General features: G+C 59.4%; 17 protein-coding genes. 7 read left to right on the top strand and 10 right to left on the bottom strand.

Annotation, left to right across the window (positions count from 1 at the left end; genetic code table 11):
• Positions 1-22: 22 nt before the first annotated feature.
• The 9 genes from BD293_RS07075 to iscR form a co-directional block, all read right to left on the bottom strand.
• Complete coding sequence (locus BD293_RS07075) at positions 23-1,243, bottom strand: cysteine desulfurase (protein ID WP_142080492.1); 1,221 nt, start codon at positions 1,241-1,243, stop codon at positions 23-25.
• 1 nt (position 1,244) lies between these two features.
• The gene (locus BD293_RS07070) at positions 1,245-1,817 is read right to left on the bottom strand and encodes a YIP1 family protein (RefSeq protein WP_170207081.1); all 573 of its coding nucleotides are present in this window, start codon (positions 1,815-1,817) and stop codon (positions 1,245-1,247) included.
• A gap of 25 nt (positions 1,818-1,842) precedes the next feature.
• Positions 1,843-2,343 (bottom strand): YIP1 family protein, encoded by a 501-nt coding sequence (locus BD293_RS07065; RefSeq protein WP_142080490.1) that lies wholly within the window; start codon positions 2,341-2,343, stop codon positions 1,843-1,845.
• A gap of 70 nt (positions 2,344-2,413) precedes the next feature.
• Positions 2,414-3,709: a SufB/SufD family protein gene (locus BD293_RS07060; protein ID WP_142084393.1), complete on the bottom strand. Its 1,296-nt coding sequence runs from the start codon at positions 3,707-3,709 to the stop codon at positions 2,414-2,416.
• Positions 3,709-4,470: a Fe-S cluster assembly ATPase SufC gene (sufC, locus tag BD293_RS07055; protein WP_142080489.1), complete on the bottom strand. Its 762-nt coding sequence runs from the start codon at positions 4,468-4,470 to the stop codon at positions 3,709-3,711. Before sufC ends, BD293_RS07060 begins: the two co-directional genes overlap by 1 nt.
• A 129-nt stretch (positions 4,471-4,599) precedes the next feature.
• The gene (locus tag BD293_RS07050; protein WP_142080488.1) at positions 4,600-4,854 is read right to left on the bottom strand and encodes a hypothetical protein; all 255 of its coding nucleotides are present in this window, start codon (positions 4,852-4,854) and stop codon (positions 4,600-4,602) included.
• Complete coding sequence (sufB, locus tag BD293_RS07045) at positions 4,854-6,365, bottom strand: Fe-S cluster assembly protein SufB (RefSeq protein ID WP_142080487.1); 1,512 nt, start codon at positions 6,363-6,365, stop codon at positions 4,854-4,856. The genes BD293_RS07050 and sufB overlap by 1 nt, the downstream gene beginning before the upstream one ends.
• Positions 6,366-6,415: 50 nt before the next feature.
• On the bottom strand, positions 6,416-7,462 hold the full coding sequence (locus BD293_RS07040) for a cysteine desulfurase family protein (RefSeq protein WP_142080486.1): 1,047 nt from the start codon (positions 7,460-7,462) through the stop codon (positions 6,416-6,418).
• A gap of 51 nt (positions 7,463-7,513) precedes the next feature.
• The gene (gene iscR / locus BD293_RS07035; RefSeq protein WP_142080485.1) at positions 7,514-7,972 is read right to left on the bottom strand and encodes a Fe-S cluster assembly transcriptional regulator IscR; all 459 of its coding nucleotides are present in this window, start codon (positions 7,970-7,972) and stop codon (positions 7,514-7,516) included.
• A 256-nt stretch (positions 7,973-8,228) separates the two neighbouring features.
• Here iscR and BD293_RS07030 point away from each other — a divergent pair, with 256 nt between their 5' ends.
• The 5 genes from BD293_RS07030 (at position 8,229) to typA (ending at position 12,580) form a co-directional block, all read left to right on the top strand.
• Positions 8,229-8,888: an alpha/beta hydrolase gene (locus BD293_RS07030; protein ID WP_142080484.1), complete on the top strand. Its 660-nt coding sequence runs from the start codon at positions 8,229-8,231 to the stop codon at positions 8,886-8,888.
• Positions 8,889-9,045: 157 nt separating this feature from the next.
• Complete coding sequence (locus tag BD293_RS07025; RefSeq protein ID WP_246086234.1) at positions 9,046-9,744, top strand: M48 family metalloprotease; 699 nt, start codon at positions 9,046-9,048, stop codon at positions 9,742-9,744.
• 11 nt (positions 9,745-9,755) lie between these two features.
• Positions 9,756-10,085 (top strand): DMT family transporter, encoded by a 330-nt coding sequence (locus BD293_RS07020; RefSeq protein ID WP_142080482.1) that lies wholly within the window; start codon positions 9,756-9,758, stop codon positions 10,083-10,085.
• 1 nt (position 10,086) lies between these two features.
• Positions 10,087-10,689, top strand: a complete 603-nt coding sequence (locus BD293_RS07015) for a YitT family protein (RefSeq protein ID WP_142080481.1) — start codon at positions 10,087-10,089, stop codon at positions 10,687-10,689.
• Positions 10,690-10,759: 70 nt separating this feature from the next.
• On the top strand, positions 10,760-12,580 hold the full coding sequence (gene typA / locus BD293_RS07010) for a translational GTPase TypA (RefSeq protein ID WP_142080480.1): 1,821 nt from the start codon (positions 10,760-10,762) through the stop codon (positions 12,578-12,580).
• A 63-nt stretch (positions 12,581-12,643) separates the two neighbouring features.
• On the opposite strand, the gene thrS is transcribed toward typA, so the two are convergent.
• Complete coding sequence (thrS, locus tag BD293_RS07005; protein ID WP_142080479.1) at positions 12,644-14,590, bottom strand: threonine--tRNA ligase; 1,947 nt, start codon at positions 14,588-14,590, stop codon at positions 12,644-12,646.
• A 142-nt stretch (positions 14,591-14,732) separates the two neighbouring features.
• On the opposite strand from thrS, the gene BD293_RS07000 reads away from it, so the two are divergent.
• A complete protein-coding gene (locus tag BD293_RS07000; protein ID WP_142080478.1) occupies positions 14,733-16,040 on the top strand; it encodes an MFS transporter in 1,308 nt (435 codons plus the stop codon).
• Entirely contained in the window at positions 16,033-16,773 is a 741-nt protein-coding gene (locus BD293_RS06995) for an alpha/beta hydrolase (protein ID WP_142080477.1), read from the top strand. Before BD293_RS07000 ends, BD293_RS06995 begins: the two co-directional genes overlap by 8 nt.
• Positions 16,774-16,777 lie beyond the last annotated feature (4 nt).

Below are 16,777 nucleotides of genomic sequence, written 5' to 3'. Positions count from 1 at the left end.
TTGCGCGATGCAATCGCCGTTTTCAGGCAAATAACTCGTGACAGAATTCCAGCGCTTCGACCAGTTTGTCCACATCATCGCGCGTGTTATACATTGCGAATGACGCGCGGCAGGTCGCTGTTACGCCCAGATGATCCATCAATGGGGCCGCGCAATGTTGGCCTGCGCGCACCGCGATCCCCTTTTTGTCCAGCACAGTCGAGATGTCATGCGCATGTGCGGCACCTTCCAGTGTGAAGCTGAAAATCGCCCCTTTGCCCAGTGCCGTGCCCTGAATGTTCAGCCAGTTCAGCCCCGCCAGACGCGATTGCGCATAGTCGCGCAAATCAGCCTCATGCGCGGCAATGGCCCCCATGCCCTGCGCCATCATGTAGTCAATCGCAACACCCAGACCGATTTGCTGCACGATCCCCGGTGTGCCTGCCTCGAATTTGTGTGGCGGGTCGTTATAGGTGACGGTGTCGCGCGTGACCTCTCGGATCATGTCGCCCCCGCCCAGAAAGGGGCGCATCTCGGCCTGACGCGCGCGCGAGATATACACCGCGCCAGACGCCGACGGGCCATATAATTTATGCCCTGTCACAGCGTAGAAATCACACCCCAAGGCCTGCATATCCACCGGCATATGCACCGCCGCCTGAGAGCCGTCGACCATGACCGGCACACCCTTGTCGTGTGCGCCCTTACAGATCGCGGCGACATCGACGACAGTGCCCAGCACATTCGACATATGCGTGATCGCCACAAGCTTGGTGCGCGGGCCAATCGCATCAATCACAGATTGCGGATCAAGCGATCCGTCGGGTGCACAATCGACCCAGCGCAAAACCACGCCTTGGCGCTCGCGCATAAAGTGCCACGGCACGATATTGGCGTGGTGCTCCATGATCGACAGGACAATCTCGTCACCGGGTTCAAACCGGGGCATGGCCCAGCCATAAGCAACCAAGTTGATCGCCTGCGTCGTGCCGGTCGTGAAGATGATTTCATCTTCATGCTGCGCATTAAGAAAGCGCTGCAATGTCCCGCGAACGGCCTCATATTTATCGGTCGCCAGATTGGACAGGTAATGCAGCCCGCGATGCACATTGGAATATTCCTCGGCATAGGCCCGCGTCACAGCCTCTATCACTGCAAGCGGCTTTTGGGCGGACGCACCACTGTCGAGATAGACCAATGGCTTGCCATTGACCGTGCGATCCAAGATCGGAAAATCCGCGCGAACCCGCTCGATATCGAGCATATCAGACACCTCCTGGTGCAAACCCCATCATCCCGAGCAAAATCGCCAGCACTGTGGCCATGGCAAAGAATGAAAAAATGATGCCCACAAACACTTTAACGGGCGATGTGAATCCATGTAGCGCCATGATAAAGTTTGTCAGCATCCACATGAAGAATACGAGTGCGACAATTGTGATCATTCCGAACACCGCCGGCACAATCAGCAGGCTGACAATCTGAACCAACTGGAACACCAGCATGACGAATTGCAGCCATGCCACCAGCAGCAGCGTATCGGGAAATGTCCCGCCGCCCCCAAGCGCGCGGCCAATCCCCTGCACGGCAACCACCATCCCCAGCAAGATCGAGGTCTGGAACATGGCCATGAACAACATGCTGCCCTGAAACCCCTCCTCGCCCATCAGCAATACCGAGACTTGGCCGATCAGCACCGACAGCACAACGACGATCACAAAGCCCAGCCACCGCGCATCGTCGGGCACATTCATGCTCAACAGGCGGCCCGCTGCTTCGCGTGGGCGCGTCAAGGAAAGGCGCACAAGCGCGCTGACATTCGCAGCATTCAGATTCATGGATTCGGTCCTTCCCGGCAAGCCTTCAAGGGGCATCACCATGGCGCGGGCGCGCCACTTCCAGAAGCCCTGCCCCAACTATGTAAAGAAATACAGCCGTCACCACAAACCCGAAAGCAGTCACACCTTCCGTTGGCCCAAGGAAAGCCGCAAGCCCCCCCTGCACCAGCATCAGCGGTGTCACACTCAGCAATGACCAGAACAGCACCAGCCGCACATGCAGCCCCTGCACTGGCCCCGCCAGCACACGAACTGCCAATTGCATCAGCCCCGCCACGCCATATAGCAGCAAGGGCAGCATGAACATGATCCCGAACAAGGCACCGCCCATACGCTGCTCGAATGTGATGGACGGATCGAGCGTTGCGGCACGCGACAAGCCCGGCCATTGCGCCACAAAAATCAGCCCGCACGACAGCAGCCCGAACGCCAGAACCTGCGGCTCGGTGACGCCTTGGGCGATCATGCCGCGCGTCACGATACGCGGGCTGCGATAGGTCCTGAGCATATTGCGAATTACGGACATGAGAAAAGCTTTCGACACTGTACGCGGCCAGTGTGGCCGCGCACCAAGACGGCGCAACAGGGTTCAGCCATCAGCCGCGCCGCTCAAACCAAGCTTCAAGCCGCGCGCGCAGGTCATCCGCATAGTCGGGGTCTGCGATTTCTTCCAATGCTTCGGCAAGGAAGGCCAGCACCAGCAGGGTCTTGGCGCTGTCTTCCGGCACGCCGCGCGCCCGCAGGTAAAAAAGCTGGTTGTCGTCAATCTCGCCCGAGGTAGACCCATGGCTGCATTTCACATCATCCGCATAGATTTCCAGTTCCGGCTTGGCCAGAAACTGCGCATTCTCATCCAGCAACAACGACTGGCTGATCTGATACCCGTCGGTCAGTTGCGCAATCTGGTCAACCAGAATCTTGCCCTGAAACACACCAACAGCGCCGCCCCGCAGCACTTTCTTGAACACCTGCCGACTTTCGCAGCGCGGCGCACCATGCGTGACAAAGACAGTGTCATCGTGGTGAAAAGCGCCGTCGCCCACAGTCGCACCCGCCAAATGTGCAGACCCGTCTGCACCGTCCAGCCAGATAATTGCATCATTGCGGATCAATGCGCCATTGGCGGTCAGGGTAAATGATTTCAGATGCGAACCTACGCCCAGACGCGCGAACAGATGCGCTGATCCCGCGCGCTCATGGTCGCGGCCCTGTGCGCGGATATGATGCAACGTGCCACCATCCGCGATGTCCACTTCCATCACCTGATTGAACCGCGTGGCAATTGGTCCGTTTTCCAGAATTGTTGCCTCGGCTCCGGTCTCTACGCGGATGACGTGGTGCACCATCGCGTCAGATGTTTCCGATTGGCGCAGATAGATCAGCGAAATGGGCTTTTCCGGCTTGCCCGTCACACGGATCAGCACCCCTTCGGTGGCATAGGCCGTATTCACACTGGCAAGCGGGCGCTCGACCGGTGCCTGCGCGCGCGCATCAAGCGTGCCATACAGATCACGCGCCCAGTGCAGGTCGGTTCCCGCCGCTTGCGACAGATGGCAGATTTCAACACCCGCCAGCGCCAGCGGGTCAGAGGCTTCGGCATCAAAGACGCCATCGACGAATACCAGCTTGATCCGGTCAAACCCGTCAAAAACAGGCGGCTCTCCGCGCGTGTCGTGCAAGGCGCCCGGCACCACCGCCGCGTCGGTCAGGCGGCGCGGATCGGTGTAGCGCCAGTATTCATCGCGTTTGCTCGGCAGGCCCATGTCGCGCACGCGCGCTTGTGCCGCCTTCCGCGCCTTGGTGATCCACGCACCCCCCTCAGGGATTGCGCGCGCGTCCAGCAGTGCATGCGCCGCCTCGACCTTCTGCGCCTTCAGTTTCGCACGTGGCATCATGCCTGCGCCTCCGCCATCAGATCGGTATAGCCGTTGCGCTCAACTTCCAGCGCCAGTTCCGGACCACCGGTCTTGATGATCCGGCCCTCGGACAGGATATGCACAACATCAGGAACAATATGGTCCAGAAGCCGTTGATAATGCGTGATAACCAAGAACGAACGTCCGGCATCGCGCAGCGCGTTCACCCCGTCCGCCACCAGCTTCATCGCATCCACATCAAGGCCCGAGTCGGTCTCGTCCAGAATGCACATCTTCGGCTCTAGCATGGCCATTTGCAGGATTTCATTGCGCTTTTTCTCGCCGCCTGAAAAGCCCACATTGACGGGGCGCTTCAGCATATCAGCGTCAATCTGCAAGTCCTTGGCCTTCGCGCGAATAAGCTTCAGAAACTCGGTTGCGGACAACTCGTCCTCGCCGCGCGCCTTGCGCTGTGCATTCACAGCCGTGCGCAGGAAAGTCATATTGCCGACACCGGGAATTTCTACCGGATACTGAAACGCCAGAAACAGCCCCGCAGCCGCGCGTTCTTCCGGGTCCATATCCAGCAGGTCTGCATCTTCCAACGTCGCGCTGCCCTCGGTGACAGTATAGCCATCACGCCCTGACAGCACATAGGACAGGGTCGATTTGCCCGACCCGTTCGGCCCCATGATCGCATGAACTTCGCCGGGCTTGATTGTCAGCGACAGACCCTTGAGGATTTTCACCTCTGAATCGTCTTCAAGCGCGGCGTGCAGATTTTCGATTTTCAGCATCTTCATTCCCTCAGTCAATTGTCTCGGCAGAACTGGTATCCGACGCAACCTGCGCCAAAGGGCCTGCCAGTCTATATTCCATATCAAGGCCGATACTGGCCTTTGCACCCCTGTGCAGCGCGCTGTTCTTTACGACGCGCCGCGCGCCTCTTGTTTGTAGCGGCGGACCTGCGACCACACGAAGACAGTAAATCCGGCGGTCATCATCACGAACATGCCGACGAAAAACACCACCGCCATAGGCAGGGCCATTTCCCCGTCGAACACATGTCCCGCCAACAGCGCAAGCGCCCCGAGATAGGCTGCAAGTGCAGCCCATCCCCGCCAGTTGGCTGGCCGCGCGCCAGAGCCGTGCGCGATTGGCTTGAACCACGGCCCAGCCATTAACCGACCGACCCTTCCAACGAGATTGCGACCAGCGCCTGCGCTTCCATAGCGAATTCCATTGGCAATTCCTGCAACACTTCTTTGCAGAACCCGTTGACCACCAATGCAACAGCCTCTTCTTCATCCATGCCGCGCTGGCGGCAATAGAACAGCTGGTCGTCATCCACCTTGCTGGTCGTCGCCTCATGCTCGACGCGGCTAGAGGCATTGCGCACCTCGATATATGGCACTGTATGCGCGCCGCATTTGTCGCCAATCAGCAAGCTGTCGCATTGCGTGTAGTTGCGCGAATTCTTGGCCTTCGGGTGCATGGATACCAAACCGCGATAGGTGTTCTGCGCCTGCCCCGCCGAAATGCCTTTGGACACAATGCGCGAGCGCGAGTTGCGCCCCAGATGCACCATCTTGGTGCCGGTATCGGCCTGCTGCCAATTGTTGGCGATGGCGATCGAATAAAACTCGCCCTGCGTGTCATCGCCGCGCAAAATGCAGGACGGGTATTTCCATGTGATCGCGCTGCCGGTTTCGACCTGCGTCCACATCACTTTCGCACGATCCTCGCGGCAATCTGCACGCTTGGTGACGAAGTTATAGATGCCGCCCTTGCCGTTTTCATCGCCCGGAAACCAGTTCTGCACGGTCGAATACTTGACCTCTGCATCCTCCAGAATAACGATTTCAACCACCGCCGCGTGCAACTGGATTGTGTCGCGCATCGGCGCGGTGCACCCTTCCAGATAGCTGACATGGCTGCCTTTTTCCGCAATGATCAGCGTGCGCTCAAACTGGCCGGTATTTTCGGCATTGATACGGAAATAGGTGGACAATTCCATCGGGCATTTCACGCCCGCAGGAATGTAGACGAAGCTGCCATCCGAAAAGACCGCTGAATTCAGCGCAGCGAAGTAATTGTCATTCTGCGGCACAACACTGCCCAGATAACGCTTTACCAATTCGGGATGGTCCTGCACCGCCTCCGAGATCGAGCAGAAGATCACGCCTGCCGCCGCCAGTTCCTTTTTGAAGGTCGTGCCCAAAGACACAGAGTCGAACACCGCATCGACCGCCACTTTACGGCCCTCATCGGCACCTTCAACACCGGCCAAAAGCATCTGTTCCTTCAACGGAATCCCAAGCTTGGCATAGGTTTCCAGCAGTTTGGGATCGACATCGTCCAAGGACTTCGGCTTTTCGGTCATCGATTTGGGTTTGGCGTAGTAATATTGGTCCTGATAGTCGATTTCAGGAATGTTCAGCATCGCCCAGTCCGGGCTTTCCATCGTCAGCCAGCGCCGATACGCGTCCAGACGCCATTCCAGCAACCATTCAGGCTCGTTGTTCTTTTCCGAGATCAGGCGCACGATGTCCTCGTTCAGCCCTTTGGGCGCGAAATCCATCTCGATGTCGGTTTCCCAACCGTGCTTATAGGTGCCCGCCATAGACTGCACTGTCTCGACAGTCTCGCGGTCCACCCCCTCGCGCATTTGCGTCTCGTCCAGTACAGCCATGTGCTTTCCTTCTTTCTGACCAGCCCTTGTGCAAGGGCCTTCTCGTCCGTTTACGCTGCGCGTGCAGCGAAGCGGTGGTATTCCTTCAGCCACGCTTCGGCAAAGCGCAGCACGTCTTCTTCGCGCGTTTGCGGCCCCAACGAGACACGGATCGCGCCCGACGCAGTTGCCGCATCAAACCCCATCGCGCCCAAAACAGCAGACGCCCGCAACTTGCCCGAGGAGCAAGCTGATCCAGCCGAAATGGCAAACCCTGCCAGATCCATCTGCATCACCTGCGTCTCGCCCTTCCAGCCCGGTGTCGCAAGACACACGGTATTGGGCAACCGGTCCCCTGCTTTCCCGACTAAAATAGTCTTGCTTGCGGCAGCGTCCAGAGCCTGTTCTAGAATATTTCTAATTTCAGATACAGAATTCCAGACCCCGTCTGCAAGGTCTTTTGCTGCGGCTTCGGCTGCTGCGCCGAAACCCGCTATCGCAATCAGGTTCTCGGTTCCCGCGCGGCGCCCCATTTCCTGACCCCCGCCACGGATCTGCGCGGCAATATCCGTGCCCTGCCGCATAACCAGTACCCCCACACCCTTGGGGCCGCCAATCTTATGCCCCGAGACAAATCCCATCTCGACGTCGAGCCAGTTAAACGCAAAGGGCAGCTTGCCAAACCCTTGCGTCAGGTCACTGACGGCCAGACCGGCAGGCAAGCTTTGCACGATACCCGTTTCGGAATTCGCCAGTTGCAACGTCGCAGCCGCGGGCTGCGGCACGGCAACCTTGCCCGAACTGTCTACGGCAAGCGTGTCATCACTCCACGCGCGCACGGCGTCATGCTCAATCGCAGCACCCGCCAACCCGCGCCCTGACAGCGCCAGCGCCGCAGCCTCGGTCGCGCCAGAGGTAAAGACGATCTCCGCACCCTGCGCCCCAAGTGCGGCCGCCACCTGCCCGCGTGCCTTTTCCAACACCGCCCGCGCGCGCCGCCCCTCGGCATGAACCGACGAGGGGTTGCCAACCACATCCATCGCCGCAATCATCGCAGCGCGGGCCTCCGGGCGCAGCGGCACAGTGGCATTATGGTCCAGATAGACCCTTGCAGGCATCGTTTTATCCATTTTCTTGCACTAAATACTCAAGGCCAAACCGCGCAGCGCTTATTCATCGACCACCTCGAACAAGACCGGCACGGCGGGGCACGGGGTCAGCGCATTTCCTGCGACATCGGACAGTCGGGTCTGATGCAAGAACACATAGACATGCGCCGACAGACCTTCCCACAACCGGTTGGTCATGGATTGCGCTTTCGATCCGGAAATGGCCCCAGTCGCCCCCGCACCTGTATGCATGGCGCTGACTGTTTCATCGACCGCTTCCAGTATCTCGGACACGCGGATCGAGTCTGCGGCGCGCGCCAAACGGTAGCCACCCCCGGGCCCACGCACCGAGTCCACCAACCCTGCGCGGCGCAATTTCACGAACAACTGTTCAAGATACGCAAGCGAGACCTGCTGGCGCCCTGCAATTCCATTCAACGACACCAATGCCCCTTGCGGGGCTTGCGCCAGATCAACCAGCGCAATCATGGCATATCGCCCTTTTGTCGAAAGCTTCATCGAAAACCTCGCTGAACACGCCACATGGTCGGATCGCACACATCTGAATGAGGTTGACGTACGCACCGCACGCGCCTACACCATGCGCGCAGCGCGACCCGAACCCAGGAGACATCGCGGCAACTTAGAACTCTTCTAAATTGCCTGAAGTAAAGAGTCAAGAATTAGCAAAATCGGTATAGGTGCAACACGCATAATACCGCAAGAGCAGTGATACAGACGTCTTTTAGCCCGTTACCACCAGATAAGGCCCCTAATGCCCGAGATTATCTTCCCCGGCCCAGAAGGCCGCCTAGAAGGCCGCTTCCACCCGCAACCCAAGACAGATGCGCCGATTGCAATCGTATTGCATCCGCATCCGCAATTTGGCGGCACGATGAACAACAAGGTTGTCTACAACCTGCATTATGCATTCCATAAAATGGGATTCTCGGTGCTGCGGTTCAATTTCCGTGGCGTCGGGCGCAGTCAGGGCGAGTATGATCAGGGCATCGGTGAATTGTCCGATGCCGCCGCCGCCCTCGATTATGTGCAGGCCCAAAGCCAGAATGCCCGCCATTGCTGGGTCGCAGGGTTCAGCTTTGGCGCGTGGATCGGAATGCAGCTTCTGATGCGTCGGCCCGACATTACCGGCTTCGTGTCGGTTGCGCCGCCCGCCAATCTATATGACTTCAGCTTCCTTGCGCCCTGCCCCGCATCCGGTCTGGTCATCAACGGCACCGCTGACCGTGTGGCCCCGCCGCACGATACAAGAACGCTTGTCAGCAAGTTGCAGGAACAGCGTGGCATCACCATCACCCATACCGAGGTTGAGGGCGCAGACCATTTCTTCAAGGATGAAGACCAGCATATGCAGCCCATGCTGGAAACCGTAACCAGCTATGTTACGCGCCGCCTGTCGGAATCCACACGCTAAGCACCTGGGCGATCCGGGGGGGGTGGGGTGCCAAGATCGGCCTGATCTGTGCCCCTGCCCCCAATGAGTTGATTTCACGCGCATTGTGCTTTTCGCGCGGCCCGCTATTTCTTGACAGACTCAAGAAAGGTCTGAGCTGATGTTGCATGCGTTGCGAATGACACTGATCCTGTGCCTGCTTGCGGTTACGGGTTGTACAATAGCCACCGCCCCGATGCTTGCCCCTCCGGCCCAGCAGTCGGCAGCCCCAAGCAGCACGCGCGCTGATTTCAATGCAGTTGTGTCGCGGATGCGCCCGGTCGCCAATCAGGTCTGCCGGGAACGCAGCCCACATCTGGATTGCAATTTCCTTGTGGTTCTGGACGATCGGCCCAACCAGCCGCCCAATGCCTTTCACACGCGCGACGAGAACGGGCGTCCGGTCATCGCCTTTTCGCTCGCATTGATCGACGATCTGCGCAGCCATGATGAAATCGCACTGATCTTCGGGCATGAGGCCGCGCACCACATCGCCGATCACCTGCCCCGCATCCAGCAACAGGCCATGACCGGCGCGCTTCTGGGCGGGCTTGTCGCAGCATTGTCCGGCGCGGATGAGGCCACAGCGCAGCGCATCGTCAACACCAGCGCGACCGTTGGCGCCAGACGGTACTCCAAAAGCTTCGAGTTGGAGGCAGATCGACTGGGCGCGTTGATCGCGGTGCGCGGCGGGTATGATCCGTTGCGCGGCGCGCAGATTTTCCGCCGCATTCCAGACCCCGGCAACCAGTTTCTTGGAACGCACCCGCCCAATGCCGAGCGCCTGCGCGAGATCGAACGCGCGGTTGAAAACATGGCGGCAGGCCGCCCGATTTAAGGAGATGTGCGATGCATTGGCTCTATCTGGGCGTCGCGATTGTGTTTGAAACCATCGGCACCACCGCGTTGAAAGCCAGCGATGGCATGACGCGGCTTGGTCCGTCCTTGCTGGTTGTCATGTCTTACGTGATCTCATTCTGGCTGTTGGCGTTGGTGCTGCGCATTATCCCTGTTGGGGTGGCCTATGCGATATGGGCGGGCCTTGGGGTTTGCCTGATTGCGGGGATCGGCTGGGTTGTCTTTGGCCAAAGGCTGGACGCCCCGGCCCTGCTGGGCCTTGTTCTGATCATTTCCGGTATCGTCGTCATCAACCTGTTCAGCAAAAGCGTCGGACATTAGGGTGACAACTGCCTCTACACACACAGCGCTGGAAGATGCTCAAGGCTTGGTCTTTGGCGCTGTCATGTGCGCCTTTGGCGTCCTGATCTTGACCGGTGCCGGTCTTGTGACCGGCCAGACGGCGGGGCTTGCCGTGCTGATTGCGTATATCACGGGCTACAGCTTCGGGGTGGTGTTCTTTGTTGTGAATATTCCGTTCTACGCGCTGGCATGGTGGCGGCTGGGTGCGGCCTTCACGATTAAGACATTCTTGTCGGTCGCCCTTATCTCGGCAGTGTCACTGGTGATCGAGGATCTTGTGCAGGTTGATCCCGCCCATCCCGCAGTGGCCGCGATACTGTTCGGGTTGATCGCCGGTGCCGGACTTCTGGCAATCTTTCGTCACCGCGCCAGCCTTGGCGGGGTCGGGATTGTCGCCTTTGATTTACAAGAACGCCTTGGCTGGCGCGCAGGTTGGGTGCAGCTTGCGTTCGATCTGGTGCTGTTTGCCGTAGCGCTTCTGGTCTTGGACCCCGATCTTGTGCTATGGTCGCTGCTGGGCGCGGCAGTGCTGAATGCCATTCTGGCAATTAACCACCGGCGCGACCGCTATATCGGGACGTAACGCGCTTGGGGGCTAGCCACAGGACGCGCAATCGGGTAATGCGGCGGCGCAGCATCAAAAGGCATGACTTATGACTCTTCGCAATATCGCGATCATCGCGCACGTTGACCATGGCAAAACCACACTTGTGGACGAGCTGTTGAAGCAATCGGGCACCTACCGAGAGAATCAATCGACGACCGAGCGCGCGATGGACAGCAATGATCTGGAACGCGAACGTGGCATTACCATTCTGGCCAAGGCAACTTCGGTCGAATGGAAAGACACGCGCATCAATATCGTCGACACTCCCGGCCACGCCGATTTCGGCGGCGAGGTTGAGCGTATCCTGTCGATGGTCGATGGTGTCGTTCTGCTGGTCGACGCCGCCGAGGGGCCAATGCCCCAAACCAAATTCGTCACCTCGAAAGCACTGGCACTGGGGCTGCGCCCCATCGTGCTGCTCAACAAGGTCGACAAACCCGCAGCCGAGCCTGACCGTGCACTTGATGAAGTGTTCGACCTGTTCGCCAATCTGGGCGCATCTGATGAACAGCTTGATTTCCCTGTGCTTTATGCCAGCGGGATCAATGGCTGGGCCGATGTCGAATTGGACGGGCCACGCAAGGACATGTCGGCGCTGTTTGATCTGGTGGTCCAGCATGTGCCTGCACCAGCGCAGGTTGAACGCCGCGCAGAGCCGTTTCGCATGTTGGCAACCACGCTGTCCGCAGACCCCTATCTGGGCCGCATCCTGACGGGCCGCGTTGAATCCGGCACATTGAAAGCGGGCGAAACCATCAAGGCCATGACGCGCGACGGCGCCAAGATCGAGCAGTTTCGCGTGACCAAGGTCATGGCGTTCCGCGGTCTGGGCCAGTCTGCCATCGACGCAGCAGAAGCAGGCGATATTGTAACTCTGGCAGGCATGTCCAAGGCCACGGTCGCCGACACACTCTGCGCGCTGGAGGTCGACACCGCCCTGCCCGCTCAGCCCATTGACCCGCCCACCATCAGCGTGACCTTCGGGATCAATGATTCGCCGCTGGCCGGGCGCGACGGCTCCAAGGTGCAAAGCCGCGTCATCCGCGAGCGGCTGATGCGCGAGGCAGAGTTGAATGTGGCCATCAGGATCAGCGACACACCGGGCGGCGAAGCCTTTGAGGTTGCGGGTCGTGGCGAATTGCAAATGGGCGTGTTGATCGAGAACATGCGCCGCGAAGGCTTCGAGTTGTCCATCTCGCGCCCCCGTGTGCTGATGCGCGATGAGGGCGGCCAGCGACTGGAACCCATTGAAGAAGTTACGATTGACGTTGATGACGAATACACCGGCACCGTAATCGAGAAACTGACCGGCCCACGCAGGGGCGATCTGGCGGAAATGAAACCGGCAGGTGTCGGCAAGACCCGCATCATCGCGCATGTGCCGTCACGCGGGTTGATCGGCTATCACGGCGAATTCCTGACCGATACGCGCGGCACAGGTGTTCTGAACCGCGTGTTCCATGAATGGGCACCTTATAAAGGGTCCATTCCCGGACGTCGTCAGGGTGTCCTGATCTCGATGGAAGATGGCACGGCTGTCGCATATGCGCTGTGGAATCTGGAAGATCGTGGCCGCATGATGATTCACCCACAAGAGCCGGTCTATCAGGGCATGATCATTGGCGAGCATAGCCGCGAAAATGATCTGGAAGTGAACCCGTTGAAGGGCAAGAAGCTGACCAACGTGCGGGCCTCCGGCACGGATGACGCGGTTAAGCTGACGACGCCTACCATTCTGACACTGGAACAGGCCATTGCCTATATCGACGATGACGAACTGGTTGAGGTGACACCAAACGCCATTCGTCTGCGCAAGCGCTTCCTTGATCCGAATGAGCGCAAGCGTCAGTCCAAGGCCAGCGCCTGACACCATTAGACACAAAAAACCCCGGCATTTGCCGGGGTTTTTTCATCGGTCTGATGGCGTACCTCACCGCAAATCTGGCGGCGTTGCCTCTGCCTGCAAAGCCGCAACCATCTCATCAAGGCCTTGCGTCTCTGTGCGGGTGTTGCCAAGCCTGCGCACCGATACTGTCCGCTCTTCGACTTCGCGCGCGCCAATCGCCAGAATGACCGGCACCTTGCCCACGGAATGCTCGCGCACCTTGTAGTTGATTTTCTCGTTGCGCACGTCCAGCTCGACCCGGATTCTGGCCGCTTGCAGCGCCTCGGCCACTTCACGGCAATAGTCATCCGCATCCGAGATGATCGAGGCAACCACCACCTGACGCGGGGCCAGCCAGAAAGGCAGCTTGCCAGCGCTGTTTTCGATCAGAATGCCGATAAACCGCTCGAAGCTGCCAAGAACAGCGCGGTGCAGCATGACGGGGCGGTGTTTGTTGCCATCAGCCGCGACATATTCCGCATCCAGCCGTTCGGGCAGGTTCGGGTCGACTTGCAACGTACCACATTGCCAGTCGCGCCCGATTGCGTCGGTCAGTACGAATTCCAGCTTGGGGCCATAAAAGGCACCTTCGCCGGGGAACAGCTCGTAATCATGGCCCGCAGCGTTGCAGGCATTGCCAAGTGCTGCCTCGACACGGTCCCAGCTTTCGTCACTGCCGATGCGCTTTTCAGGGCGTGTGGACAGTTTGATGCGCCACTGATCGAAGCCCAGATCGGCATAGACCGCTGACAGGAAGTCGATAAATTTCTTCGATTCCGCCTCGATCTGGTCTTCGGTGCAGAAGATATGGCCGTCATCTTGCGTGAAGCCACGCACCCGCATGATGCCATGCAACGCACCCGAAGGCTCGTAGCGGTTGCAGGCGCCGAACTCGGCCATGCGCAGCGGCAGATCGCGGTAAGATTTCAGACCGTGGTTGAACACCTGCACATGACAGGGGCAGTTCATCGGCTTGAGCGCATTGATCGACTTGGTCTTGGCATGTTCTTCCTCGACTTCGACGATGAACATATTTTCCTGATAATTGTCCCAATGCCCCGAATCCTCCCACAGCTTGCGGCTGACGACCTGCGGTGTGTTCACCTCCACATAGCCATCGGCGCGCTGCTTGCGGCGCATGTAATCTTGCAGATTGGTGTAGATCGACCAGCCATTCGGGTGCCAGAACACCTGACCCGGCGCTTCTTCCTGCATGTGAAACAGGTCCATCTCGCGGCCCAGCTTGCGGTGGTCGCGCTTGGCGGCCTCTTCCAGCATGGTCAAATGCGCTTTCAAATCCACGCGATTCTTGAAGGCCACGCCGTAAATGCGCTGCAACATGGGGCGCGAACTGTCGCCCAGCCAATACGCCCCGGCAATGCTCATCAGCTTGAACCCATCGGCGGGCAACTGGCCAGTGTGCTGCAAATGCGGGCCACGGCACAAATCCTGCCAAGGCCCGTGCCAATACATGCGCAGCGGCTCGCCCTCGGGAATGCGCTCGATCAACTCGATCTTGAACGGCTCGCCCACGTCTTTGTAGTGCTGGATTGCGCGCGCACGCTCCCAAACCTCGGTGCGCACCGGATCGCGCGCATTGATGATGTCGCGCATCTTCGCTTCAATCTGCGCAAGATCTTCGGGCACAAACGCCTCTGCCCGGTCAAAGTCATAGAACCATCCCTTGTCGCGCACAGGGCCGATTGTGACTTTCACGTCCGGCCAGATTTCCTGCACGGCGCGCGCCATGACATGCGCCAGATCGTGCCGGATCAACTCCAGCGCTTGCGCGTCATCTTGCATGGTGTGAATAGCGATACTGGCATCCGCCATGATCGGCCATTGCAGATCGAAATGCGCGCCGTCAACTGTGGCGGAGATGGCCTTTTTGGCCAAGGATGTGGAAATGCTGGCCGCGACCTCGGCAGGGGTGATACCTGCGTCATAGTCGCGCGCATTGCCGTCGGGAAATGTTAGGGAAATCTGGGCCATAGGCCTTGCTCCTCGTCGTTTTGGCGCCCACGGAACGCCCGGTTGCGGGTTATGTGGCGCAGGGTTTGACGTTGGAGGGAACGAAAGTCAAGCTGACATCGTTATACTCTTTTGCCAAAGTGGCGCCGCAAGGAGATGTTACATGCACACCCCCCGCCCCGCAGTCCGTTTGGCCTATAACATGCTGGTCAGCGAGGATGATGGGCGTATGTGCCGCGACATCTCGGATGAAGCCTGCAACCATCAGCCACAAAATTTCATGCGGCACGCCTTGGCCCTTGGGCTGAGCAAATCTGCCGACGGGCTGGCAGACCCGAAACTTGTCCTGTCTTGGCTGATGACCCATCTGGGCGCGCCCACTGCACTGGTGGGGCTCTTGGTGCCGATCCGCGAAGCAGGCGCATTGCTGCCGCAACTGTTCACCGCAGCGCGGATCAGGGCGATGGCGCAGCGCAAATGGGTATGGGCTGCCGCCGCAATCGGTCAGGGGCTTGGTGCCGCCATTATTCTGGCAGCGGCATTGGTGCTGCAAGGCGGTGCGGCGGGTGGCGTGATTCTGCTGGGCCTGACACTTTTGGCGCTGTCACGCTCGGTCGCGTCCGTCGCGTATAAGGATGTCTTGGGCAAAACCATCGACAAGGGCCAGCGCGGCACAGTCACAGGCGTTGCGGGCAGTTGGTCGGCGATGGTTGTGATTATATTTGCGCTGGTGCTGATTCTCTATTCCGACATGCGGGCGGGGATTGTACTGGGTGCAGTTGCGCTGGCAGCCGGGGCGTGGCTGCTGTCAGGGCTGGTGTTCACAGGGCTGGCCGAGGATAAGGGCGCGCAATCGGGTGGCGCGAACGGGTTTGCCGCAGCGCTCGCCAACTTGCGCTACCTGCGCGAAGACAGCCAGCTTGCCCGCTTTATCGTGGCGCGCGGCCTTCTGACCTCGACCGCCTTGGCCCCGCCCTATCTGGTGGTGCTGGCCTCTGGCGATGGCGGCACCGCACTGGAGGGGTTGGGCGCGCTGGTGCTGGCCTCGGCGCTGGCGGCATTGCTGTCGAGCTACGTCTGGGGTCGGCTTGCAGACAAATCCTCGCGGCAAGTGCTGATCTGGACAGGCATTTGCGGCGCGGCAGCAATGGCGCTGACGCTGGTCTTTTCGGCCACAGACCTTGCGGCAACGATCTGGGCCATGCCTGTGGCACTGTTCGGGTTGATGATCGCGCATCAGGGCGTGCGGCTGGGGCGTGCAACATATCTGGTCGACATGGTTGGACAGGACCGCCGGGCCATCTATACCGCGATTGCGAATACGGTCATCGGGGTGATCCTGCTGGCCAGTGGCGTGTTCGGTGCCCTTGCAGCCCTTGCCGGTGCAGGGGCTACGATGGCATTATTCGCCTGTATGGCCGCCGGCGGCGCGCTGGCGGCAAGTGGCTTGAAGGAGTTGGGCAATGGTTGAGTATCTGGACACAAGCGTGGGGCACCGACTGGCCTATCACAAAACTGACGGGGACGGGCCGGGCATCGTGTTTCTGGGCGGCTTCATGTCGGATATGTCAGGCACCAAAGCCGTATTTCTGGAAGACTGGGCAAAGAAACAGGGGCGCGCCTTTTTGCGGTTTGACTATACCGGACATGGGCAAAGCTCTGGCCGCTTTGAAGATGGCTGCATCGGCGATTGGACCGAAGATGCGCTAGAGGCACTCAGCAAACTGACCAGCGGGCCGCAAATACTTGTCGGCTCATCGATGGGGGGCTGGATCGCGTTGCTGCTTGCGCGCAGCGTGCCAAAGCGTGTCCATGCCCTGATCGGCATCGCCGCCGCCCCTGATTTTACTGAGGACAGCATGTGGCCGGGACTGAGTGATGCGCAGCGCGCAGAGATTCTGGAACAGGGCCAGACCAGCGTGCCCAACGCCTATGATGACACGCCCTATATCCTGACGCGCCGCCTGTTCGAGGACGGCAAAATGCAGCTTGTGCTGCGCACCGCATTGAACCTGCCATTTCCCGTCCGCTTGATGCAGGGCACTGATGACGAGGCTGTGGAAACCTCGGTCCCGCTGCGCCTGCTCGATCATGCCACTTGCCCCGATATGCGCCTGACCTTGGTCAAGGATGCCGATCACCGGTTCTCGACGCCGGACTGTCTGGCGATGATCACATCCGCGATTGCCGAGACATCGCGCTAAAGAG

Origin of the sequence: Roseinatronobacter monicus, assembly GCF_006716865.1 — a bacterium.
GTDB lineage: Bacteria > Pseudomonadota > Alphaproteobacteria > Rhodobacterales > Rhodobacteraceae > Roseinatronobacter > Roseinatronobacter monicus.
The sequence above is the reverse complement of the archived record's forward strand: the minus strand, read 5'-3'. Positions and strand labels throughout refer to the sequence as shown.

Coding starts and splice junctions, on each gene's coding strand:
- BD293_RS07020 (WP_142080482.1), top strand. CDS start 9,756: ATGCATTGGCTCTATCTGGGCGTCGCGATTGTGTTTGAAACCATCGGC.
- BD293_RS06995 (WP_142080477.1), top strand. CDS start 16,033: ATGGTTGAGTATCTGGACACAAGCGTGGGGCACCGACTGGCCTATCAC.
- sufB (WP_142080487.1), bottom strand. CDS start 6,365: ATGGCTGTACTGGACGAGACGCAAATGCGCGAGGGGGTGGACCGCGAG.
- typA (WP_142080480.1), top strand. CDS start 10,760: ATGACTCTTCGCAATATCGCGATCATCGCGCACGTTGACCATGGCAAA.
- sufC (WP_142080489.1), bottom strand. CDS start 4,470: ATGCTGAAAATCGAAAATCTGCACGCCGCGCTTGAAGACGATTCAGAG.
- BD293_RS07065 (WP_142080490.1), bottom strand. CDS start 2,343: ATGTCCGTAATTCGCAATATGCTCAGGACCTATCGCAGCCCGCGTATC.
- BD293_RS07070 (WP_170207081.1), bottom strand. CDS start 1,817: ATGAATCTGAATGCTGCGAATGTCAGCGCGCTTGTGCGCCTTTCCTTG.
- thrS (WP_142080479.1), bottom strand. CDS start 14,590: ATGGCCCAGATTTCCCTAACATTTCCCGACGGCAATGCGCGCGACTAT.
- BD293_RS07000 (WP_142080478.1), top strand. CDS start 14,733: ATGCACACCCCCCGCCCCGCAGTCCGTTTGGCCTATAACATGCTGGTC.
- BD293_RS07025 (WP_246086234.1), top strand. CDS start 9,046: ATGACACTGATCCTGTGCCTGCTTGCGGTTACGGGTTGTACAATAGCC.
- BD293_RS07030 (WP_142080484.1), top strand. CDS start 8,229: ATGCCCGAGATTATCTTCCCCGGCCCAGAAGGCCGCCTAGAAGGCCGC.
- iscR (WP_142080485.1), bottom strand. CDS start 7,972: ATGAAGCTTTCGACAAAAGGGCGATATGCCATGATTGCGCTGGTTGAT.
- BD293_RS07060 (WP_142084393.1), bottom strand. CDS start 3,709: ATGCCACGTGCGAAACTGAAGGCGCAGAAGGTCGAGGCGGCGCATGCA.
- BD293_RS07040 (WP_142080486.1), bottom strand. CDS start 7,462: ATGCCTGCAAGGGTCTATCTGGACCATAATGCCACTGTGCCGCTGCGC.
- BD293_RS07050 (WP_142080488.1), bottom strand. CDS start 4,854: ATGGCTGGGCCGTGGTTCAAGCCAATCGCGCACGGCTCTGGCGCGCGG.
- BD293_RS07075 (WP_142080492.1), bottom strand. CDS start 1,243: ATGCTCGATATCGAGCGGGTTCGCGCGGATTTTCCGATCTTGGATCGC.